Genomic DNA, 21,934 nt, shown 5'->3' with positions numbered 1-21,934 from the left:
GGCGGGACTTGCCTCCCGACTGATTTTGCGCGTTCTGCACCTTCTGCTTCAAGCAAAGATTGAAACGCTGGCAAACTTGGTCTAGTTCTCACCGTGGATCTCGGCGTGTTGTGCGGAATTTCATCACTTGGAAATTTGTGTCTCATCCTGTGGCACAGTCTGAAGTGACGAGATTACCATCGCTTCGCTCTGGAGGTCGCGGACGGTTCGTGCTGGACAGCCCGTTTCAGGATCCCCAGCTCCAATTCCTAATCATTCCAATCATGAAAGCAAAACATATCCTAACAGCCGCCGTGTGCGGCATTCTTAGTACGGCTGCCTACGCGCAGGAGGCGAAGAAACCCAACATCCTCATCATCTGGGGTGATGACATCGGCTGGTTCAATACCAGCTGCTACAACAGCGGCATGATGGGTTACCAGACCCCTAACATCGACCGTATCGCCAAGGAAGGTGCCCGCTTTACCGACTGGTATGGCCAGCAGAGCTGCACCGCCGGACGCGCCGCCTTCATCACCGGCCAATCGCCCATCCGCACCGGCCTGCTCAAGATCGGCATGCCCGGCGACACCGCCGGTATCAACGAAAAGGATCCGACACTTGCCACCCTGCTCAAGCCGCACGGCTACATGACTGCCCAGATGGGCAAGAACCACCTCGGTGACCGCGATGAGCACCTTCCGACCAACCACGGTTTCGACGAGTTCTTCGGCAACCTCTATCACCTCAATGCTGAACAGGAGCCCGAGCATCCGGATTATCCGAAAGGTGATGAGTTCAAGAAAAAATTCGGCCCCCGCGGCGTGATCCACTCGACCGCCGATGGCAAGATCGAGGACACCGGCCCATTGACCAAAAAGCGCATGGAGACCATCGATGAAGAGGTCACCGCCAAGTCTCTCGATTTCATCGAACGCGCGCACAAGGCCGACAAGCCATTCTTCCTCTGGTATAACACCACCCGGATGCATATCTTCACCCACCTCAAGGAAGCATCCCAAGGGGTAACCGGGCAAGGTATCTACGCCGACGGCATGGTCGAACATGACGGCATGGTCGGACAGATGCTCGACAAGCTCGACGAGCTCGGCATCGCCGACAACACGATCATCATGTATTCCACCGACAACGGTGCCGAGTTCATGTCCTGGCCCGACGGTGGCACAACGCCTTTCAAGGGTGAGAAAAACACCCAGTGGGAGGGGGGATACCGTGTCCCTTGCCTGATCAAATGGCCGGGTGTGATCAAGGAGGGGTCGGTGATCAACGGCGTCGCCGCGCATGAGGACATGATTCCGACCCTGATGGCCGCCGTGGGCGATACGACCGTGGTTGAAGACCTCAAGAAGGGTAAGTCCATCGACGGCAAGGACTACAAGGTGCACCTCGATGGCAGCAACCTGATGCCTTACTTCAAGGATCAGTCCGTCGAATGGCCGCGCAAGAGCTTCATCTACTGGACCGACGGTGGCAGCGTCGCCGCGCTCCGTTACAACGACTGGAAGGCCACTTTCCTTCGTCAGGACCACGAAGGGCTTTCCGTTTGGATCGAGCCCTTCACCGAGCTGCGTGCTCCGATGCTCCACAACCTCCGCATGGATCCTTTCGAACGTGCTCATGAAGAGGGCATGGACTACAATCGCTGGTTCATTGAGCACATGTTCATGATCATGCCGGCCGGTGGCTACATCGGTAACTGGATGCAGAGCTTCAAAGAATTTCCACCACGCATGAAGCCTGGCAGCTTTAGCCTCGACCGCGTGATGGAATCGATCACCTCGGGTGCCAAGGGTGCCTCGAACTGATCGCCCAGTCACATTAAGCGCCCCATGCAGGTATGCTCCCAGCAGACGAGGTCGACCGAGAGCTCTGCGGAGAGGAAGTGCGAAGCTTCCTCTCCGCCCATCTTCGCTTCTAGAGTTCTGAAAACGAATTCTCTGGAATTAGACAAGTTCGAGTTCCCCCCAGCCGGAGCAGGCGCCGAAGCCTTATTTTCTAACATTCTCCTCACAACGCACTTTCCGCGATTTCCCTTCAATCTCTTCAAATTTTATTTCAGCCTCCAACCATGATGAACATTTCAGCATCGATCCTCCGCCTTTCCGTTCTCGCTTCCGCCGTTCTGCTCTTCAGCCATTGTTCCCATGGCCCTGTTACCCAGATCAACGAGAAGAATGCCAGTGGCGCGACGATCGCCAACGAATCACGCCGCGCGGTGGATGATCTTTATAAGAAAAATGCCCGTGCCCGCGATCTTGCGAACCGTTCGAAGGCGGTGCTGGTCTTCCCGGAAATCACCTCGGCCGGATTCGTCGTCGGCGGTCAGGCTGGCAACGGTGCGCTGCTGGTGCCGGGTGGTGATGTTTCGAAGTACTACCAAACTAGTGGACTCAGTTACGGTCTTCAGGCCGGCGCCCAGAAATACGGCTATGTCCTTTTCCTGATGAACGACAAGGCGGTGGCTGAGCTCGACCGCCGCGGTGGCTGGGAGTTCAGCGGTTCGACGAGCGTGACGGTGCTCGATTCCGGCGTGGCTGATTCACTCACCGAGCGTGAACTTGGCAAGGATGCCTACGCGATGTTCTTCGACCAGAAGGGTTTGATGGCCGGAGTCAGTCTTCAAGGCACCAAGATCACTCGAATCTATCCGAATCGCTGAAGGTGATTTCGCTTGAGCTCAGCCGTGCCGGTGGTCCGCAGAAGGCTCCGGCGCCAGGTTCAAGCGGGTCCGAAACTCGACAATTTTCCATTGATCATGAGCACTCCCGAAAGCGCACCTGAAACTTCCATTGAAAGCCAGACCGTGGATGCGATGCGCCAGTGGGTGGGTGCCCGTTGGTGGGTCCTGCTGCTGCGGGGCCTGCTGCTGATGGTTCTGGGGATCTACGCGCTCTTTAACCCCGGTCTGAGCCTGATGGCTTGGGCCTTCGCGGTCGGTTGCTATTTGATCGCCGACAGCGTTCTGGCACTCGTTGCGGGTTTCAGTGGCCGCAGTGAATCCCGGGGTTGGACGATTGCCCGAGGCATTCTAGGGATTCTTGCGGGAGTCTTTGTGCTGGGGCACCCGCTGGCTTTTGGGGCCATCGCTGCTTTGAGCGTGATCTTCATCATCGCGGGCTGGTCGATCTTTGGTGGGGTGATGGAAATTGTCGCCGCCATCCGTGAGCGTAAGAACATCCGCGGTGAAGGCTGGATGATCCTCAATGGCGTGTTTTCGATCCTCTTCGGGGTGGTCATTGCCATGGCTCCATTGCTGGCGGCCAGCCTCTTCATCCGCTTCTGCGGGGTTCTTGCCATCGTCCTCGGGATCGTGGCGATTTGGGGCGGCTTCAAGCTGCGCCAGTTCGGCCAGGCCAAGTAGCTTTCCTCCTCGGATCAAGGAAGCTTGCTCCGCTTTTCAAACCAGGGGTGGAGCAGGTTCGCAACAAGGATCGCCGCGGCCCCGAGGTAGAAGGCGGGGTGCATCTCGCGGTGCTCGTGAAACAGCAATGAGGCGATGGCAATGCCGTAGATGGGCTCGAAATTGATCGCAAGGTTGCAGGCGTAGGCGCTGATTCGGCGCAGGAGATGGATGTGGAGGCCGTGCCCGAAAACGGTGCAGACGAGGGCAAGAATCAGCATCCATAGCCAGTCGAGTCCGTGGAGGCTCAGCAGGGCGGAGTACCCTTCGGATTCGATCCATGGCAACAAGCCGAGGGAGATCGCGCAGGCTCCGACCATTTCCCATCCGACCATGGTCAGGGGATCACCGCCCTGGTTGACGTAGCGGCGGTTGAGAACCGGAAAGATGGCCGCCAGGAAGGCGGAAAGGATGCCGAGTGATAGACCTAACAGATGGCCGCGCTCGAAACCGGCGATCAGGAAGATGCCGCCCAGCACGATGATGCCTAACAGAACCTCGAAGGAGCGGATGGGGCGCTTCTCCAATAGAGGTTCGGTGAAGGCGGTGAAAAGTGAGATGGTGGAGAGCCCGACGAGGCAGACGGAGACGTTGGAAATCTTGACGGAGGCGAAAAAGGCGAGCCAGTGGAGCCCGAGGATCACGCCGATGCCCAGAAGGGTCAGCGATTTCCGCCAGCCGAACCATAGCCTCTTCCTGCGCATCGAGACGACCCAGGCGAAGGCGGCCAGGGCTGCGAGGAAGGTGCGCCAGGTGACGATCACCGGCGCAGTGATCGTCATGAGCCGACCGAGGATCGCCGTCATCGCGAGGAGGACGACGAGCAGGTGAAGCTGGAGGTACGGGTTCAAGGAGCGGGGATTTTAATCCCCGATAGAGGGGGAGGAAGGGCTTGCCCGGCGGCTGAAACCGCCGCTCCTTGAGGCTTACGCCTCGCCGGCGATGAGATCGTCGAGGGTCTGACGCTTTCTAACAACCTTGGCTTCGGCACCTTCGACGAGGATCTCGGCGGGGAAGGGTCGGGAGTTGTAGTTGGAGGCCATGACGAAGCCGTAGGCACCGGCCGACATCAGGGCGATGACTTCGCCGGGTTGGAAATCGGGGAGCTCGCGGTCCTGGCAGAAGAAGTCGCCGCTTTCGCAGATCGGTCCGACGACGTCGACCTTCACGCGTTCGGAGCCGGGCTCCTTGACGGGGACGATCTCGTGGTGGCCTTCGTAGAGGGCCGGTCGGATGAGGTCGTTCATGCCGGCATCGACGATCTTGAAGGTCTTGGCGCTGCCCTTTTTCTCGTAGAGGCACTCGGTGAGGAGCACGCCGGCATTGCCGACGATGGCGCGGCCGGGTTCGAGGAGGATCTTGAGACCGAGGTCCTTGAGCTTGGGAAGAAGGGCGTCTCCGTACTGGGCGAGTGTTAGAGGCCGGTCCTGTTCGGACTTGCTGTCCCACCAATCGACGCTGCCGGACTCCAGCGAGTCCTGATAGACGATGCCGATGCCGCCACCGATCGACCAGAACTCGATGCCGTGATCGGCCTTGAGCTGCTTGACGAGCGGGGTGACTTTTTCGACCGCTTCGACGAAGGGCTTGATGGATGTAAGTTGCGAGCCGATGTGCATTTGCAGGCCGCGCAGCTTGACGTTGGGGAGCTCTTCGGCAGCGCGGGCGTAGAGATCGGAGATCGCTTCGAAGTCGACGCCGAACTTGTTCTCGGACTTGCCGGTGGAGATGTACTTGTGGGTCTTGGCGTCGACGTTCGGGTTCACGCGCACGGCGGCGGGGGCGACCATGCCGAGCTCGCCGGCGACTTTATCGAGGTAGCGGAGTTCTTCGGCGCTCTCGACGTTGAAGGAGTAGATGCCTTGTTTGAGGGCGTATTCGATTTCCTCACGGGTTTTGCCGACGCCGGCGAAGGTGCAGTGGGCAGGATCACCGCCGGCCTTGATGACGCGGAAGAGCTCACCACCGGACACGATGTCGAAGGAGGCGCCGTGCTCGGCAAGCAGACGGAGGACGGAGAGGTTCGAATTGGCTTTGACCGCGTAAGCGACTTCGTGCTCGACGCCCTCGAGCGCCTGATCGAGGCGGGTATAGTGGTCGAGGATGGTCCCCGCCGAGTAGACGTAGAGGGGAGTGCCGTGTTCCTGGACGAGGGCGGAGAGGTCGACATCCTCGCAGTGAAGCGAGCCGTTCTTGTAAGCGAAGCCGTGCATGGCGGGGCTTTAGCGGGGGATGGGGAAGTCAGCAAGAGCAGGATTTTGGGCGGGCTTGAATTTGGGGGTGATTTTTCTCTGAGCGTTGGCCGTCAGGGATTTTCCGTTTGATCCGAAGAGGCGACGGGCGTCTGATGGGGTAAGTTCTGATGAAATCGACTTCCCTGCTTGTTTCCGTGTTTTTCGCACTCGCGCTTCCCTGCGCTGCGATTCCGAATTCCGTGATTGGGCCGGTGTTTGGGGCGAATAGCCCGCTCAATGGGCAGGACCTGACGGATCAGGTGCTGGGAAAAAAGCTGTGGCAGGGTGAGGGGCGGCTACCGGGGGAGTGGGTGGATGAGGGAACGGTTGGCAGCTCGGCTCAGGCGCATTTGCTGGCGCGGCCGAAATTGTTCGATCGGGAGGTGCTGCTGCTTCGCTCGACCGAACGGGAGGGCCGATTGGCGCAGTTGGAGGCGACCTTTGTGGATGCGGGGTCGTTCTTCGGTTACTTTGATGACAAGCTGCCGGAAGGACTGACGCGACGCCAGATGGAGGAGGAAATGGCGATGCGGCTGGCCGCCAAGCAGGAGGAATTCAGGGCAGGCTATGAAGAGACGCTTGCTTCGCTGCGGGAGACGATTTCGGAGACGGCGGACAAGCCGAAGCCAAAGGTTGTGCGCTTCGGCAAAGGACGGATGCTGAGGGTGGAGCCAGAGGAATGGAAGAAGGATGGCTTGCTGATCCGGCTTTTTGCGGCGGAAAATCGACTGATCCGGCTGACGATTTCGCCGGAAGGCGAGGAGTCCGATGGCTGGCTTGCTCCGGGATTGGAGGAGGAGTCGGCACGTGCGCGCCTGGCCCGATACCAATCGTCGGTGAGTCGCGAAAAGGGTGCCGTGCATGTGGAAGGGATCAAGACCGTGCCGCAGGGATACAAACCCTACTGTGGGCTGAACACGCTCGCGATGGCGGCGCGGCATCTTGGAATGATGCTCGATGAGGACTGGATGGCGGTCGCTGCCGGATTTCAGAATACTGGAAGTGCCGGCGGTTCTAACATGGTGAAGCTCTACCACGCGGTGGCGGCGGAGGCGGGAGTCTCGCTGGATCGTTCGTCGAAGTTCGACCTCGCGACGGTGAGGAAGTCGCTGGAAAACGGCTTGCCGGTGGTGGTGTGGCGACGCTTTTCCCATGAGCGGAATCGACTGCACGACAAGTTCGCCAGCGATCCGGAGGCCATTTTGCCCGACCCGGCGATGGTCGATGAGAGCTCGACCTGGCCGGGCGATGACGCGCCACTGCATGCCTCGGTGATCACGGGTTACGATGCTCTGCGGAATGAGATCTTCTTTCTCGAGAGCTGGAGCAATCACGACCGCACTCGGAGAATGAGAGTCGAGGAAATGGCGGCGACAACGTATCTCTGCTTCGCGTTTCTTCCCTAAGCGATCTCGATGAGCATCGCGGTGGTGTTGTCGCGGCCGGACTCGCCGATGGCGAAGTCGACAAGCGTGCGGGCATTGAGTTCGCCGCGGCCCATTTCGTCGATGCGCTTGTCCCACATGCCGTCGACGAGACCATCGGAGCAGATGAGGAAGCGGTCGCCGGATTCGTAACCGACACGCCCGGTCTGGGCTTCGATGGATTCGGTTTTCCCACCGAGCACGCGGTTGAGGACGTTCCTCCGCGGATGGGTGCGGGCTTGGCGCTCGTTGATTTTCCCCTGTCGGAAAAGCGAGCCGACACCGCTGTGATCGTCGGTGACCTGGATCATGTCGCCATTTTTCGGCAGATAATAAATGCGGCTGTCACCGACGTGAGCGAAGGCCATCCAGTCGGGCATGAACCAGCAGAGGCTGAGCGTCGCGCCCATACCGCTGCACTCCTCGTAGTGGCGACCGAGGTCGCGGAGTGAGCGATGCGTGCGTTCGAAAATCGTGCTGAGGACATCGGAAAACCCGCTGTCGAGATGCTGCGCCGCCATGCCGAAGCTCTTCGGGAGGAGTCGCGTGATGTTTTCAACGGCGATCTTGCTGGCGACTTCTCCAGCTTTGGCGCCACCCATGCCATCACTGACGGCGAAGACGAAGTCGGAGGATTCCAGGGAGCCCTCGCCTTCCCGCCCGAGGTAGTGAAATTCCCGGGCGTCGAAAGTCACCGCGAGAAAAGCATCCTCGTTGTTGGCTCGGAATCGGCCAGGGTCAGTGACGCCGGACCAGCGTAGATGCTTGGGAGTAGGGACTTCGGGAGAGGATTCCATGGATTTCTCTGGCTGGACGAAGCCTGCCGGGATGGAGGCGGTGTCACAAACCGAATTTTTTTTCGTTTCACTAAGTAGGGTGGCCCGCTAAGTGCTTTTTCGCTCACGTGGTTCTCGTTCAAGCACCAATGCTTGGGCGCGCCACCTACCATTCGCGCTAAAACGCACCCCAAACCACCAAACCAAGACAAATACGATGCCCAAGTTCAAATTGGAGTATATCTGGCTCGATGGCTACACGCCTGTTCCGAACCTTCGCGGAAAGACCCAGATCAAGGAATTCGACACCTTCCCGACCCTCGAGCAGCTTCCACTGTGGGGTTTCGATGGTAGCTCGACCATGCAAGCCGAAGGCAGCAGCTCGGACTGCGTGCTCAAACCAGTGGCTGTCTATCCTGACAGCACCCGAAACAATGGAGCGATCGTGATGTGCGAAGTGATGATGCCTGACGGTGTGACCCCGCACCCAAGCAACACCCGTGCGACCATTCTTGACGACGAGGATGCATGGTTCGGCTTCGAACAGGAGTATTTCATCGTTGAAGACGGACGTCCTCTCGGTTTCCCGAAGGGCGGCGGCTATCCCGACCCCCAGGGCGAGTACTACTGCGGTGCTGGCTACAAGAACGTTGGCGACATCGCCCGCCAGATCGTCGAGGAACACCTCGAAATCTGCCTCGACGCCGGCATCAACCACGAAGGCATCAATGCTGAAGTGGCCAAGGGTCAGTGGGAATTCCAGGTCTTCGGCAAGGGTTCCAAGAAAGCAGCTGACCAGATCTGGGTGGCTCGCTACCTCCTCGTCCGCCTTTGCGAAAGCTACGGCGTCGACATCGAGTTCCACTGCAAGCCTCTCAAGGGCGACTGGAACGGATCCGGCATGCACGCCAACTTCTCCACCAAGCACCTTCGTGAAGTCGGTGGTAAGGAATACTTCGAAAAGCTCATGGCTGCGTTCGAAAAGAACTGCGAAGAGCACATCGCCGCTTACGGTCCGGACAACCACCTGCGTTTGACCGGCCTCCACGAAACTCAGTCGATCGACCAGTTCTCCTGGGGTATCGCTGACCGCGGTGCATCGATCCGCGTTCCTCACAGCTTCGCCAATAATGACTGGAAGGGCTACCTCGAAGACCGTCGTCCGAACTCGCAGGGTGATCCTTACCAGATCGCTTCGCGCATTCTCAAGACGATCGCCGAAGTGCCGACTGCCTAAGTTCGCTGCTTAGCAGATCTCGAAAGCCGTCCGGGAAACCGGGCGGCTTTTTTGTTAGGGAATGAAAAGGCATCGCGTCACAGGATCATCAAGTCATTCGGACGCGCCCCGTCTTCGGCGAGGGTAGCTCCTGTTAGAACGGGGACAAGTGAGACCGGGAGCTCTCTGAGAATGGACGAATTGAGGAATCTCCATCAGGGCTGGAGACCGAGTTTGTGATCCGGAAGCGGCAACGCTTTTACGGAGAATGGCGTATCAAGCGGGTGCCGCGACCTCATCCAGGATCATGCTGACGATGCTCTCGCCATCGGTGCCGGAGAGGCGTGCTTCGGGAGCGATAACGAGTCGATGGGCGATGACATCGGAGGCAATGCTCTGGATGGTCTCTGGAATGACGTAATCGCGGCCTTCGAAAAGTGAGAGCGCTTGGGCGACTTTCATCAGGGAAAGGGAGGCGCGCGGGCTGGCCGCAAGCTGGACTTCGTCCCGGTTGCGGGTGGAGGCGACAATCTCCACGATGTATGATCGGAGTTCGTCACTGATGCGAACTTTCCGAACGGCGTCTAACAGGAGGATGATGTCGCCGCGCGAGACAACAGGTTCGAGGTGATCGACGGGGTGGGTGTCGACCTGATCGGATAGAATCGAGCACTCCTCCTCGATGCTGACGTAGCCGAGGCGCGAGCGAATCATGAAGCGATCCATCTGGGCTTCAGGAAGCGGGTAGGTGCCACGGAATTCGACGGGGTTCTGGGTGGCGATGACGAAGAACAGTCCGTCGAGGTCGTGGCGGGTACCATCGATCGTGGCCTGACGTTCGGCCATGGCTTCGAGCAGCGCGGACTGGGTGCGCGGTGAAGCGCGGTTGATTTCATCAGCGAGAAGGATGTCGGTAAAGATCGGCCCCGGCCGGAAGTTGAACTCCTGGGTGCGAGGGTCGAGCACCGAGATGCCGAGGATGTCGCTGGGAAGAAGGTCGGGAGTGAACTGGACACGCTTGAAGGCGGTTTCTGAAACTGATTTGGCAATGGCTTTAGCCAGGGTGGTCTTGCCGGTTCCGGGGACGTCTTCAATGAGGGCGTGGCCCCCGGCGGCGAAGCAGGCGAGAATGCGACGGACGGCTTCGTCCTGGCCACGGACAACGCGATGGACGGATTGCTCGAGAAGTTTTGCGGTTTCGGTAGGGGTGGGCATGTGGGATTGAAAAAAATGGGATAATGAAAATTGGCGGACGAGCTAGGGCTTGTTGGCGAGGGCGTCGTGGGCGTTTTGGATCTCCTTGAGCTCGGCGACGGCGGCCTCGGGGAGGCGATCGTTGAGTCGGTTCCAGGTGGTTTGATTGAGGAAGTCGCGGGAGCGGGTGTCGGCGTGATAGAGCAGCGCTTCGGCGAGGACACGCGGACCGGATTCGGTGCGGACGATGGGATAAAGGAGCAGGTAGGGATCATCGCTCCGCTGGGTGGGGAACGTATCGACGCTCACGGCGGCCCAGCGTCCCCGACGATGAATCTTGAGGACCTCTGTGAGATGGTCAGCCTGAAGTTCGTGGCCAATGGTGCGGAAAAGGTTTTTGATGCCGCGTTCATCGTCGAAGGCGGCGACGCTGCGAAGGATGGCCCGGGGGTCCCGGGATCGGATGGATTCCAGCCACGCCTTGGCGGCGACGAGGGCTTCGGCTTCGGTCGGAGCAGAGTCGGCAGGAATGCCGCCGATCGTGGTGGCGAGTCCCAGTCGCTTGAGCCATTCCTCTTCATCGAGTCCGCTGGTCTTTTCGGCCCATGCGACCAGTTTCTGAGACGTCTGGTCGGTCTTCTCCTGTGGATGAGCGGGGATCGCCCAGTGATCGTCCTTACGCAGGAGAAAGACGCGTCGAACAAGAGAGCGCCGGATCTGTGGGTTGCGGTCATCGAAGAGCGATATCAAGGCGCAAGCCTGATCGCCGTCCTGTTGGACTTCGAGCAGCAGCGGGGCCTGACTGTCGCGGCCACGGAAATCCAGCCAGAGCTCGGAGGCACGTTCGAGGACTGCAAGCGCATCGCCGGACGGGGGCGGGCTGATGTAGGGGAGGATGTTCTCGAAACGCGGGCTGGAGAGGGCTTGCTGGAAGGACTCCATCAACGCGCCCGGATTGCGGAAAGTCAGCGGAGATTGCTTTTCGATGAGCTTTTCAGGAAATGCTTCGATCAGCTCGACGTCACTGGGGTCGGCTCCGTCGGGTGGAATCCCATCGAGCAGCCATGAGGGAAGTTTCAATCGCCAGGTTTCGTCCAGCGACCGCTCGAGAGGAAAATGAAAGATGCTGATCTCGGGTTGCCCCGGGATGCTTTCAAAGGGAGAAAACTCTCCGATGCTAACCATGGCGCCGTTGGCAAAGGTGTCCGTCTGGATCACGGCGCGAGCCCCATCCATGTGGGTGAGATCACGCCAGGCTTCATTGGGCTCCTTGATCTCGCGGATGTTCGAGGAAACGAACTGAAGAATGTCGTCCCAGTTTTTCGGACGCTTCGCTTCAAGGCCGCCAAGATAAAGCAGGGCGCCGGGGAGGTCCCTCTCGCTACAGGCATCGATGAAGTTCAGGACGATCTCGTCAGGGGAGAGTTCGCGAAGCTCCTCGATGCTGCCAGCCTTGTGAATGTCGTCTAACAAGTTGGCCTGGATGTCGTCGCGGAGGCGGGTCAGATGATGGGTTCTTTCCCGCAGCATCCAATCTTCGAGCTCTCTGGATGAGCGGGAAAGTTCGGGAAGATAGGTGATGCCGGTGTTTTCAAAGGAGGCGGGGACAGGGGCGGGGAGCCAGCGGTCGTCGCGCCTGAGCATGCCGATGGCGAAGATCTGCAACTGCGAGGGATCGTAGTCGATGATGCGCGAGACGAGCACTGCGGCGAGATCGCCCTCGACTTTTTCATCGATGGCGCGGAGCTCTCCTTCATCGACGACTGAGGAGAGCCGCTTCAGTTGTCTGCGAATGACGGCCTCTTTCTCGGCGGTGGTGCCTTCATGGAGAGCGGTGTCCCGCGTGAGATCGATGCGGTCACGAGCGAGCTTGATAAGAAAGGTGACGGCGGCATCCGACGGGCCCGACTCGCCATGGGCGAGCGGGCACAGCATCAGGAGGCCGACGACGAGTGCTCTCACAGGCTTTGATGGAAGCTCGCTTTCGCGTCGAGCGAAAGGACGAAGCCTGTAAGCAGCTTGATGGTGTTCTCGATGTCGTCGAGGTGGGCGGTTTCCACGACGGAATGCATGCAGCGCAGCGGCAGGGAGACGAGCGCGCTCGGGATGCCTTCGCGCTGGGTGTAGATCTTGTCGGTATCGGTGCCGGTGAAGCGGCTGCTGGCTTCATGCTGGAGGGGGATTTGGTGCTTCTCGGCGATCTCAGTGAGGCGCTCGACAATCAGCGGGTGATTGGCGGTGCCGTGAGTGACGGTTGGGCCGCCGCCGAGAGAAATGGCACCGTGCTGGGAGGCATCGAGGCCGGGGGTGTCGGTGGCGTGAGTGACGTCGAGGCAGATGCAGACATCAGGAAAGATCCGGTAGGCGGCCATCATGGCGCCGTGGCCACCGATTTCTTCCTGAATGGCATTGAGGCAGATGAGCGAGTGATCGGCCTTCTTTTTCTCCTTGGCGACCCGGCGCATCACCTGGGCGATGATGTAGCTGCCGATGCGGTTATCGAGGGCGCGGGAGACGATGCGATTGTGGGCGAGTTCGGTGGGACCGTCGACATAGACGGCGAAGTGTCCGACGCGCAGGCCGAGCTTGGCGACTTCGGCGGCGGAGGAAGCTCCGACATCGACCCAGAGTTCGTGAACTTTGGGGACTTTTTCGTCGGAGACGTCCTTGCGCAGGTGGATGGCGGTGTTTCCGATGATGCCGAGGACTTCGCCTTTATCGCCGAGGATTCGGAGACGGCGGCCACGGGCGGTGGCGTGGTCGGAGCCGCCGACGCGGTCGATGCGCAGGAAGCCTTTGTCATCGATGTGCTTGATCATCCAGCCGATCTCATCGGCGTGGGCGGCGAGCATCACGCTGCGTTTGGATTTCCCTTCGAGGGTCGCCCAGGTGGATCCGTAAAAGTCACATTCCACCGAATTGGCGGTCGGTTTCAGGTAATCGGCCCAGACGCGCTGGCCGGGCATTTCGCGGCCGGTGGGGCTGGGTGTTTCGAGAAGTTGGTAGAGGAATTTGCGGTCGTCCTTGGTCATCGCGGTGAGGATTGAATATTGGAGGGCGAAGGTCGAATGCTGAAATCGCCAATTGAGGATTGTCAGGGGCGGGTTTTAGCCTAGAGGCTCCGGGCATGGATTCGCACGAATGGAGAGAACGGACCGAGGAAGGATTGCGTTTCTGGCGGGCGAATCGTTACGCGGGAAAATGGACTTTTCAAACGACTCTGAAGTCGGACCCCGATTGGGAACCCATCGATCCCGTTCCTCGGGAGATGTGGGAGGCGCTGCGGGATGTGCTGTGGCGGAAATATCAGCGGAAACGCTGTCCCTGGGAGTGGATTCAGGCAATCGACAAGATTCTGGAGGAGGACGATTTTTAAGAATCGGGACAATACTTCAATCTTGGCAGAAATGCTTAAGGGAAGCAGACAAGGCGGGGTGACCCGCCCCATGCACAGCGACGTTCTGAAGATTTTTCTCTACGTCGCCGCCTCGCTTGCATTGGGTGCGGTGATTTCGCCGTGGCTCTACAATCTGGGGATGGGCCTGGCGGAGGTGACCGAGGGAAAAGACACCAATGGTGTGATCCATTGGTTGGCCACCCATGCCCGAAACGCGGAGGACAATTTCCCGCGCTATTTCGACCGCGCGCTGCTGCTAGCGGCGGTGGTCCTGCTCTTCCCGCTTCGATCGTGGCTGCGAGTGGGGCGGGAGGCGGGGAGGTTCCGTGACACCCCGTGGTCGCTACGGCTGCCGGACTCGGCCGTGGTGATGGACCGTGGCCAGCCACTGCGGAGGAACCCTCGAGGAGTGATCCAGGGACTCATGGGCTTCCTTCTGGCAGCCGGCTTGTTGCTGGTTTCCGGCTGGTTGATGATTCAAGCGGGGATGTTCATGTGGCGGGATGCGGCGACTTCGACAAGTGGAGTTCCCAATCCCGTGGTGCTCGATATCCATTGGTCGAAAGCACTGAGGAAGGCGGTTTCTGCGGCATTCGTGGTGGCGACGATCGAGGAGGTGTTCTTTCGGGGGATTTTGCTGGGGATATTTTTGAGGGCGATGAAGCCGGCGGCGGCGATAGTGGCGCTGTCGTTCCTATTTGCCTTCGTGCATTTCCTTGAGCCTCCGATTGGCGCAAAGGTTCCGGATCCCGAGGCGGTGAATGCGGGATTTGTGCTGCTTGGGCAGATCTTCAGTCGCTTCGCGGACCCGATGACCGTGATTAGCCGATTCATGGTGCTGGCTGCGGGAGGAGTGGTGCTGGCGATGGCGCGCTGGAGGACGGCATCCCTCTGGCTGCCGATCGGCCTGCATGCGGGCTGGGTATTTTCCTACGCGATTTTCAAATCAGCGACTTGGCCGACTGCGGACCTGCCGGAGATGGCGAGGTGGCTGGTGGGGGTGAGTCTGCTGGAGGGGCTCTTTCCGTTGATGATCATGGTGATCACCGGGTTCTTAGTGGCATTTCTGACCCGCTCGAGTGATGAAGCCGAGCGTGCGTGAGCCATCCGGAGCGCGGCACTGGTGGAGCCGCCTGCTTGATGTGGTCTATCCAGGTGTGTGCCATTTGTGCGGTGAAGGGCTATCGCACGGTGGGGCACTTTGTCCGCCTTGTGCTGAGGAGTTGCCAGGCTTGGAGCGCCCATTTTGCGAGACTTGTGGCGAGCAATTCGAGGGAGAGATTGATGCGGTTTTCAAGTGTCCGAATTGCAGTGATCAGAAATTTTTCTTCGAGTTCGCGAGGCCGGCACTGGTGCGATCGGCGGGCACGATGACGATGGTTCACGACTTGAAATACGCTCGTCGTCTCGAGCTGGCGGGAGCGCTTGCCGAGCTGACCGAGCGAGCTTTTGACGATCCACGACTGGCGGCGGTCCTGGATGAAAGGTGGCCCCTGGTTCCGGTGCCGCTGCATCGGGCGAGGCGCCGGTGGCGGCACTTCAATCAGGCGTCGGAAGTGGCGCTGCCGCTGGGACGGGCCGTGGGATTGCCGGTCGTGGAGGCGCTGAAACGGATCCGGCCGACGGTGACTCAGACTCGCTTGAGTCGGTCCCAGCGCCAGAAGAATCTGCGTGGGGCCTTTGAGGTGGTTCGGGGATTTGACCCGGGGCCGGGGGTGGTGCTTGTCGATGACGTGTTCACCACCGGATCCACAGTCAACGAATGTGCCCGGGTTTTGAAGAAATTCGGGGTCCAAAAGGTGGTTGTCGTGACGGTCATGCGCGGCTAATCTCACCGTCATCGCCAAGCGGCATCTTTTTTTAACGGCAACACCATGGGAATCTTCAATAAGCCAAAGCTCCGTAGGAATAAGGGAAAGGGAGACGAGATGCCTGAGGGCTTGTGGACCAAGTGTCCAAGCTGCGAGGCGATGCTTCATCAGCTCGAACTGAAACAGCACTTCCAGACCTGCCATCACTGCAACCACCATTTCCTGATGGGTGGGCGCGAGCGGGTCGACCTGATCGCGGATGTGGGGAGCTTTGAAGAAACCTCGGCCGGGCTGACCTCGGCGAACCCGCTGGACTTTGCAAACTACGCCGAGAAGACGGCGAAGTTGTTGGAGACGACCGGTCTCGAGGACGCGGTGCTGACCGGGAAGATCAGCGTGGGTGGAAAGCCAGCGATGATTGCGGTGATGGATTTCAAATACTTTGCCGGATCGATGGGATCGGTCGTCGGCGAGAAGATTACCCGGGCGATCGAAACGGCGATCGATGAGAAGCGTGGCGTGATCATCGTGTCGGCTTCTTCCGGAGCACGAATGCAGGAAGGCATGCTCTCGCTGATGCAGATGGCGAAGACCTGCGGAGCACTGGCTCGTCTTTCAGAGGCCAAGCTTCCCTACATTTCGGTGATGACGCACCCGACCACGGGTGGGGTAACGGCTTCGTTCGCGACGATTGGCGATGTGAATTTGGCCGAGCCAAAGTGCATGATCGGCTTTGCGGGTCCGCGCGTGGTGAAGGAAACCACGCACCAGAATTTGCCACCGGGTTTCCAGACCGCGGAGTTCATGCTCGAGCACGGACTGGTCGATGCGATCGTGCCGCGTGAGAAGCTGCGTGCCAAGCTGTCGACGCTGCTTGGTTACATGATGCCCTAAGTCTTTAAATTTTCGGTTTGATCCGACGAATCATCGATTACCCTAGGTCATGAGTGAGGAAGCGACGGCACTGCTTGAGAAGGCGATCGGCCTTGCTCCTGATGAACGCGAGCGTTTGGCGCATACCTTGATGGAGTATGTGGAGGGTGAGCGGGAGAGCCTCAGATTGGCTGAAGATCGGCTAGAGGAGGTGGAGTCTGGTCGTGCAAAGATGATTCCTGCAAGGGAGGTCATGTCGAGGCTCCGAGCAGATCGAGATTGATGGAGCTGTTCTTTCACGAGGCTGTTGAGCAGGACATTCGGCGGATTTTGTCATGACCTACACTGAGGCAATCGAGTGGCTATACTCGACCCAGCTTTTTGGGATCAAGCTGGGGCTTGATGGGCCGCGGCGTCTGCTCAAGGACTTCCTCGCTTTTCCGGCCCATGGGGTAAAGGTGATCCACGTCGCGGGGACCAACGGGAAAGGTAGTACTTGCGCGATCATTGATTCGGTGGCGCGGGCAGGTGGGAACCGGACGGCTCTGTTTACGTCCCCCCATCTCATCGATTTCCGCGAACGAATGAAGGTCTCGGGAAATGAGATCCGTGAAGAGGAGTGCGCGGCACTCTTGACGGACGTCAGGGAACTTTGTGAACGGCTTGATCCCCATCCGACTTTTTTCGAGATCACGCTGGCCGTGGCGATGAGGTGGTTCCGCGAGTGTGAGGTGGAGCTGATCGTTTTGGAAACAGGCATGGGCGGTCGGTTGGATGCGACGACAGCGGTGCCGGCCGATGTTTGTGCGATCACGCCGATCGGGCTCGATCATGTGCAGTGGCTGGGCGACACCTTGGAGAAGGTGGCTTTCGAAAAGGCGGGGATTTTCGTCGAAGGGAAGCCCGGAATTTCATCGCCGCAGGTTCCGGAGGCTCGACGTGTGTTGGAGAGGGAAGCGAATGAGCGCCGGTCTCCGCTGACGTTTGTCGAGCAGCCACTCGGGGGGTACTCGATTGGTTTGCCGGGTGCACATCAGAAGTGGAATGCGGCGCTGGCACTGGAGTGCCTTCATGCGGCGGGGTATCGTCTCGACTATGAGACGGTGCAGTACGGGCTTTCGTCGGTGCGCTGGCCGGGCCGGTTTGAGGTCGTGACAGAAGGTGAGCAGACTCTGGTTTTCGATGGAGCTCACAATGCGGAAGGAGCACTGGTTCTGACAGAGACATGGAAAGAGCGCTTCGGTGAGCGGAAGTGCTCGCTGGTCTTCAGTGCGGTGGCGGCGAAGGATGTGAAGGGGATTGTCTCCTCACTGGAGCCGCTCGCTGCGAAGGTGCACCTCTGCCCGGTCGATACGCCGCGGGCGCTGAATACCTCCGAATTGGCGTCGGCATTTTCCTCCAACACCGTGATTCATCACGAGTCGGTCCGGAGTGCTCTGGATGCGGCGGTGAGGGATGGGCTGCCGGTGCTGGTAGCGGGCTCGCTTTTCCTTGTTGGAGAGGCCAAGGCGTTGCTGCAGGATGAGTCGCGAATGACGACGGACCAGTGACTTGTCGGGTCGGATCTGCGGGTGATCCGGTCACTTGGAATTTCGCGATGCTTTTCCAATCGGGATGAGGTTGCAGGCTGCAAATGTCGGGTTAGACTCCGGCCATGATTTTCGAAACGATGTTTCTCGCTCAGCAGCAAAGTGGGTTTCAAGGAATCGGCATGGGATATTGGGCGCTGATTATTGGCACGATGGTGGTCAGTAGTTTGATCAGTGGTACCCTCAAGCGCCGCTTCCATGAATACTCTCAGATCCCGACAGCGATGACGGGAGCCCAGGCGGCGGAGGCGATGCTTCGGGAAAATGGCATTCATGATGTGCAGATTATTCACACGCCCGGTCAGCTGACGGATCACTATGATCCGACGAAGAAGACCGTGAATCTGAGCGAATCAGTCTATGCGATGAATAATGTGGCCGCGGTGGCGGTGGCGGCGCACGAATGTGGCCACGCCGTGCAGCACAAGGAGGCCTACGCCTGGCTTGGGTTTCGCTCGAAGATGGTGCCGGCCGTTCAGTTCGCGAGCAGCATGCAGAATTTCCTGATGATGCTGATGATCTTTGGTGTTCTCGTCTTCCAGGGTGGCGGGACGGTGTTCATCTGGGCCTTTCTTGGCACGATGGCCGTGACGACCTTGTTTACGATCGTGACCTTGCCGGTTGAATTCGATGCTAGTAACCGCGCTCTGGCGTGGATCGAGAAAAGTGGAGCGGCCAACCACATGCAGCATGAGAAGGCAAAGAACGCGCTCTTCTGGGCGGCGATGACTTACGTGGCTGCTGCTGTTGGAGCGATTGCTCAGCTTGCCTACTGGGCATCGATGCTGCTCGGCCGCAGGGAGTGATCAGTTGCAGGGGCAGCAGTCGCATCCGTCGCAAGGGCAGCAATCGATGCAGCCCTTGTCGCCGGGACCGCAGTCGAAGCAGGCATCGCAGGCTCCTCCTTTCCGCGAGCCGCTGCTGGAATGGCAGCAGTCGCAGCCGCCACAGCAATCGCAGTGGTGGCAGCAGTGATCGCTGTGGTCTTTCTTACGCTTCTTTTTCTTATCTTTGCTGGAAGCTTCGCTACTGAGAAACTCCCCATGACGCCGGGCAGTATGGTCGGTGAGGTGGGTGAGAAGTTGTGAGTGACGGTGATAAGGAAGAGCCTGGAGACTGGATGAGAAGTCATGCCAGGCGCCTTCGATGCGACCTTGAATGGTCGGCTTCTCAAGATGGAAGTAGGGATTGAAGCGGCCCTTTTTCAGATCCGAATTCTGATCGTCCCAAGCATCGCGCCAATAAACGAGGCGCCCGTGGGCGGCGCCGATTTTTTCGAGCTCTGGTTTGAGCGTAGGGAGATTCAGTAGTTCGGCCAGGTGGGCGGTGATGAGTCCGAATGAGGCGGCGGTGGATTCGTCGGCTCTGAGGGGGCTGTGGTGTTCGTTGACTTCCTGATGCTTGAGACGCTGGATGACGTCATGGGTCGGAAAGTTCGTCGAGTTGAGGCGGGCGATGGCCAGATCCACGGCGGGAGTGATGATGGCCGAGCCAAATCGAGAGAGGTATTTGCGGATACCCCCTTCGTCGTGATGGTCGTCGTCGAGTTTCGTGGCCAGTCCACAGACGGTGACGGCGGCGGCGTGGGCGACAGCGGGGTGCTGGTCGTCGACAGGGAAAGGAGTGGCGAGCGGATTGCAGCAAGTGGCGTTTTTCCAGTTGGGCGATTCGGGATCGAGCGAGAGGCCGAGAAGCGCGAGGAAAGTGGCGTCGCGGTTTACGAGGAGCCGTGCCGGGGCGGAGTATTCGCGGGCAAGGACGCGCGCGAGTCCGCAAAAGGTTCCGCGCCAGAACGGGAACTCCGCGCTGGTGCAGCGGGCGCAGGGGGAGGCGATGAAGCCGAACATTGACGGAGAGAAGAACGGAAATGCGGGTCGGAGGGAATGGCGAAATGAGCTGGGTTTTGATGGAAGGGCGAGAATGGACGGGGGCTGATGATGCGCGGGAAGATTTTGTGGATGGGTGATTGAAATCGGAGGCGGTCGGGGCTTTCCTCCGCGCCTCGCATGGCTGAAGGATTTTCGTTTGATTCACTCAACAAGGCACAACGGGAGGCGGTGGCGACCTTGGATGGCCCGGTGCTGATTCTCGCGGGTGCGGGGACGGGCAAAACTCGAACCGTGACTTGCCGGATATCGAACATGCTGGAAGTCGGAATCGCCCCGGAAAACATTCTGGCGGTGACCTTCACCAACAAGGCGGCGAGTGAGATGCGGGAACGGATCGGAGGAATGGTTTCCAAGAAGCTGGCAGAGCGGATGACAGTCTGCACATTCCACTCGCTGTGCGTGAGAATCCTGCGTGGTGGGATCGAGAAGATCGGCTATAAGAAAAATTTCTCGATCTGTTCGGGTAGCGATCAGGTGGGGATCATGAAGCAGTTGATCATCCGCAAGGGAGGCAAGGAGGAGAAATTGAAGGCCGAGGCGGTGTTGGCGGAGATCTCGAAAGCGAAGAATGCGGGCACGGATCTCGGCAACCTGAAGGACGATTTCATGGCGCAACTGGCAGTGGCCTATCAGAATGAACTGCGTGCCCAGAATGCGGTCGACTTCGATGACCTGCTCTTGCTTGCCGAGAAATTGCTGAGGGAACACGAGGATGTCCGGGAGCATTTTCGTCAATTGTACCGGCGGGTGACAGTCGATGAGTTCCAGGACACGAATGGCCTGCAGATGCAGCTGGTTCAGCAGCTGGTCGGGCCGCCCTATCACGTCTGCGTGGTGGGTGATGATGATCAATCGATCTACGGCTGGCGAGGTGCGGAGGTGGCGAACATTCTCGAGTTCGAGCGCTTTTTTCCGGATCCCACCGTAATCCGTCTGGAGGAAAATTATCGATCGACGCATGCCATTCTCCACACGGCGAACAGCTTGATCCGTCGCAATGCCGGACGGCGGGAAAAAATGCTGCGGGCGACGCTGGCGGGTGGAGAGCCGGTGCGTGTGGTCGGGATGCCGGGCGATGAAGAGGAAGCCGAATTCATTGCCGAGGAAATCCTCGCGGTGAAGGCGTCCGAGCAGCGGCCATGGGAGGATTTTGCGATCCTCTTCCGGACCAACATGCAGAGCCGCAAGCTCGAGGAGGCGCTGAGGCATCTGAAGATTCCCTACCGGATGGTCGGGGCTCAGAGTTTCTACGACCGGCGGGAAGTGAAGGACGTGATGGCCTACATGTCGGTGATCGATGATCCGAATGCCGACGTTCCTTTGCTGAGGATTCTCAACTCGCCACCGCGTGGCATTGGTCAGGCGGCGACGGTGATGGCGACGGATTTCAGTCGTGAACGCCAGATCAGCGTGTGGGAGGCGATGTGTTCACCGGAGTTTACTGACATCCTGGGACCGAAGGCTCGAAACGGGATCCAAGCGTTTGTGGCCGAGGTGGTGACGGCGAAGTCGAAGATCGAAGGGGGAGTGGCTCCGGCGAATCATGTGATTCGCGAATTTCTCGATGATACGGGATATCTGCCCTGGCTTGAACGCGGTTGTAAGAACGAGCAGGAAAAGCTGAATCGAGGTGAGAGTATTCAGGGGGTGTTGAACGACCTTGCGAAGCACCTGAAGCGGGGGAAGAGCATTCGAAAATTTCTCGATGACAGCGCGTTGGCGTCTGACCGTGAAGATGATGATCTGGAAAAGAAACAAGGGGCGACGCTGATCACTTTGCATGCTTCGAAAGGGTTGGAATTTCCCATCGTTTATCTAGTGGGGCTGGAAGAAGGCGTCCTACCCCACCAGCGAAGTATCCAGGAGGGGACGAAGGATGAGGAGAGGCGCTTGCTCTATGTGGGAATCACGCGCGCCCAGAAGCGCTTGACGCTGACCTACTGCAACGTGCGTAAGAAGTGGGGGCAGCAGGTCGGCTGCACGCCGAGCACCTTCGTCAGCGAGCTGGATGACGAGCACGTGCTTCACACGAGTTATGACGACGTGATGGGCGCCGAGGTCAGCGATGATGAACTCGGCGACTTCTTCGGCGATATGGATTCTTTTTTGAAAAGCTGAAAAGCTGAAAAGC

General features: G+C 59.1%; 20 protein-coding genes. 13 read left to right on the top strand and 7 right to left on the bottom strand.

The window, feature by feature from the left end; genetic code table 11:
* The first annotated feature begins 263 nt into the window (after nt 1–263).
* The 3 genes from ACFQY0_RS15625 (at nt 264) to ACFQY0_RS15615 (ending at nt 3,361) form a co-directional block, all read left to right on the top strand.
* Nucleotides 264–1,805 (top strand): arylsulfatase, encoded by a 1,542-nt coding sequence (locus ACFQY0_RS15625; RefSeq protein ID WP_379714169.1) that lies wholly within the window; start codon nt 264–266, stop codon nt 1,803–1,805.
* A gap of 263 nt (nt 1,806–2,068) precedes the next feature.
* Nucleotides 2,069–2,659, top strand: coding sequence for a lipid-binding SYLF domain-containing protein (locus ACFQY0_RS15620; protein ID WP_379714167.1), 591 nt, complete (start codon nt 2,069–2,071; stop codon nt 2,657–2,659).
* Between the two features lie 96 nt (nt 2,660–2,755).
* Nucleotides 2,756–3,361 carry an HdeD family acid-resistance protein gene (locus tag ACFQY0_RS15615; RefSeq protein ID WP_379714165.1) on the top strand — a complete coding sequence of 202 codons (606 nt, stop codon included), beginning with the start codon at nt 2,756–2,758 and terminating at the stop codon, nt 3,359–3,361.
* 14 nt (nt 3,362–3,375) lie between these two features.
* Here ACFQY0_RS15615 and ACFQY0_RS15610 read toward each other — a convergent pair whose 3' ends face one another.
* Together ACFQY0_RS15610 and lysA are read right to left on the bottom strand one after the other, a co-directional pair.
* Nucleotides 3,376–4,251, bottom strand: coding sequence for a DMT family transporter (locus ACFQY0_RS15610; RefSeq protein WP_379714162.1), 876 nt, complete (start codon nt 4,249–4,251; stop codon nt 3,376–3,378).
* 75 nt (nt 4,252–4,326) lie between these two features.
* Nucleotides 4,327–5,613, bottom strand: a complete 1,287-nt coding sequence (lysA, locus tag ACFQY0_RS15605; protein WP_379714160.1) for a diaminopimelate decarboxylase — start codon at nt 5,611–5,613, stop codon at nt 4,327–4,329.
* A gap of 149 nt (nt 5,614–5,762) precedes the next feature.
* On the opposite strand from lysA, the gene ACFQY0_RS15600 reads away from it, so the two are divergent.
* A complete protein-coding gene (locus ACFQY0_RS15600) occupies nt 5,763–7,040 on the top strand; it encodes a C39 family peptidase (RefSeq protein WP_379714158.1) in 1,278 nt (425 codons plus the stop codon).
* Here the strand turns inward: ACFQY0_RS15600 and ACFQY0_RS15595 are convergent.
* On the bottom strand, nt 7,037–7,855 hold the full coding sequence (locus ACFQY0_RS15595; RefSeq protein ID WP_379714155.1) for a PP2C family protein-serine/threonine phosphatase: 819 nt from the start codon (nt 7,853–7,855) through the stop codon (nt 7,037–7,039). The two genes, ACFQY0_RS15600 and ACFQY0_RS15595, sit on opposite strands and share 4 nt — an antisense overlap.
* Nucleotides 7,856–8,051: 196 nt before the next feature.
* On the opposite strand from ACFQY0_RS15595, the gene ACFQY0_RS15590 reads away from it, so the two are divergent.
* Nucleotides 8,052–9,071 carry a glutamine synthetase beta-grasp domain-containing protein gene (locus ACFQY0_RS15590; protein ID WP_379714152.1) on the top strand — a complete coding sequence of 340 codons (1,020 nt, stop codon included), beginning with the start codon at nt 8,052–8,054 and terminating at the stop codon, nt 9,069–9,071.
* A gap of 255 nt (nt 9,072–9,326) precedes the next feature.
* On the opposite strand, the gene ACFQY0_RS15585 is transcribed toward ACFQY0_RS15590, so the two are convergent.
* Genes ACFQY0_RS15585 through ACFQY0_RS15575 form a run of 3 tightly spaced genes read right to left on the bottom strand, consistent with a single transcriptional unit; the run spans nt 9,327 to nt 13,276 of the window.
* Nucleotides 9,327–10,265, bottom strand: a complete 939-nt coding sequence (locus ACFQY0_RS15585; protein WP_379714150.1) for an AAA family ATPase — start codon at nt 10,263–10,265, stop codon at nt 9,327–9,329.
* Between the two features lie 42 nt (nt 10,266–10,307).
* Nucleotides 10,308–12,206 (bottom strand): hypothetical protein, encoded by a 1,899-nt coding sequence (locus ACFQY0_RS15580; RefSeq protein ID WP_379714147.1) that lies wholly within the window; start codon nt 12,204–12,206, stop codon nt 10,308–10,310.
* Nucleotides 12,203–13,276, bottom strand: coding sequence for a M42 family metallopeptidase (locus ACFQY0_RS15575; protein WP_379714144.1), 1,074 nt, complete (start codon nt 13,274–13,276; stop codon nt 12,203–12,205). Before ACFQY0_RS15575 ends, ACFQY0_RS15580 begins: the two co-directional genes overlap by 4 nt.
* A gap of 95 nt (nt 13,277–13,371) precedes the next feature.
* Between ACFQY0_RS15575 and ACFQY0_RS15570 the strand changes: the two genes are divergently transcribed.
* From ACFQY0_RS15570 to ACFQY0_RS15540, 7 genes are all read left to right on the top strand, one after another.
* Nucleotides 13,372–13,620: a hypothetical protein gene (locus ACFQY0_RS15570; RefSeq protein ID WP_379714141.1), complete on the top strand. Its 249-nt coding sequence runs from the start codon at nt 13,372–13,374 to the stop codon at nt 13,618–13,620.
* Between the two features lie 70 nt (nt 13,621–13,690).
* Nucleotides 13,691–14,743, top strand: coding sequence for a CPBP family intramembrane glutamic endopeptidase (locus tag ACFQY0_RS15565; RefSeq protein WP_379714138.1), 1,053 nt, complete (start codon nt 13,691–13,693; stop codon nt 14,741–14,743).
* Nucleotides 14,724–15,470: a ComF family protein gene (locus tag ACFQY0_RS15560; protein ID WP_379714135.1), complete on the top strand. Its 747-nt coding sequence runs from the start codon at nt 14,724–14,726 to the stop codon at nt 15,468–15,470. The genes ACFQY0_RS15565 and ACFQY0_RS15560 overlap by 20 nt, the downstream gene beginning before the upstream one ends.
* Nucleotides 15,471–15,515: 45 nt before the next feature.
* On the top strand, nt 15,516–16,346 hold the full coding sequence (gene accD / locus ACFQY0_RS15555; protein ID WP_379714132.1) for an acetyl-CoA carboxylase, carboxyltransferase subunit beta: 831 nt from the start codon (nt 15,516–15,518) through the stop codon (nt 16,344–16,346).
* Between the two features lie 49 nt (nt 16,347–16,395).
* Nucleotides 16,396–16,608: a hypothetical protein gene (locus tag ACFQY0_RS15550; RefSeq protein WP_379714129.1), complete on the top strand. Its 213-nt coding sequence runs from the start codon at nt 16,396–16,398 to the stop codon at nt 16,606–16,608.
* A gap of 52 nt (nt 16,609–16,660) precedes the next feature.
* A complete protein-coding gene (locus ACFQY0_RS15545; protein ID WP_379714126.1) occupies nt 16,661–17,875 on the top strand; it encodes a bifunctional folylpolyglutamate synthase/dihydrofolate synthase in 1,215 nt (404 codons plus the stop codon).
* A gap of 104 nt (nt 17,876–17,979) precedes the next feature.
* Nucleotides 17,980–18,720 (top strand): zinc metallopeptidase, encoded by a 741-nt coding sequence (locus ACFQY0_RS15540; protein WP_379714123.1) that lies wholly within the window; start codon nt 17,980–17,982, stop codon nt 18,718–18,720.
* On the opposite strand, the gene ACFQY0_RS15535 is transcribed toward ACFQY0_RS15540, so the two are convergent.
* Nucleotides 18,721–19,761, bottom strand: a complete 1,041-nt coding sequence (locus tag ACFQY0_RS15535; protein WP_379714120.1) for a DUF5685 family protein — start codon at nt 19,759–19,761, stop codon at nt 18,721–18,723.
* Nucleotides 19,762–19,920: 159 nt separating this feature from the next.
* Here ACFQY0_RS15535 and ACFQY0_RS15530 point away from each other — a divergent pair, with 159 nt between their 5' ends.
* Complete coding sequence (locus ACFQY0_RS15530) at nt 19,921–21,921, top strand: ATP-dependent helicase (protein WP_379714117.1); 2,001 nt, start codon at nt 19,921–19,923, stop codon at nt 21,919–21,921.
* The last annotated feature ends 13 nt before the right edge of the window (nt 21,922–21,934 follow it).

Origin of the sequence: Haloferula chungangensis (genome assembly GCF_042664875.1) — a bacterium.
GTDB lineage: Bacteria > Verrucomicrobiota > Verrucomicrobiia > Verrucomicrobiales > Akkermansiaceae > Haloferula > Haloferula chungangensis.
Note: the sequence above shows the minus strand (reverse complement) of the source record. Positions and strands in the feature narration are given on the sequence as shown.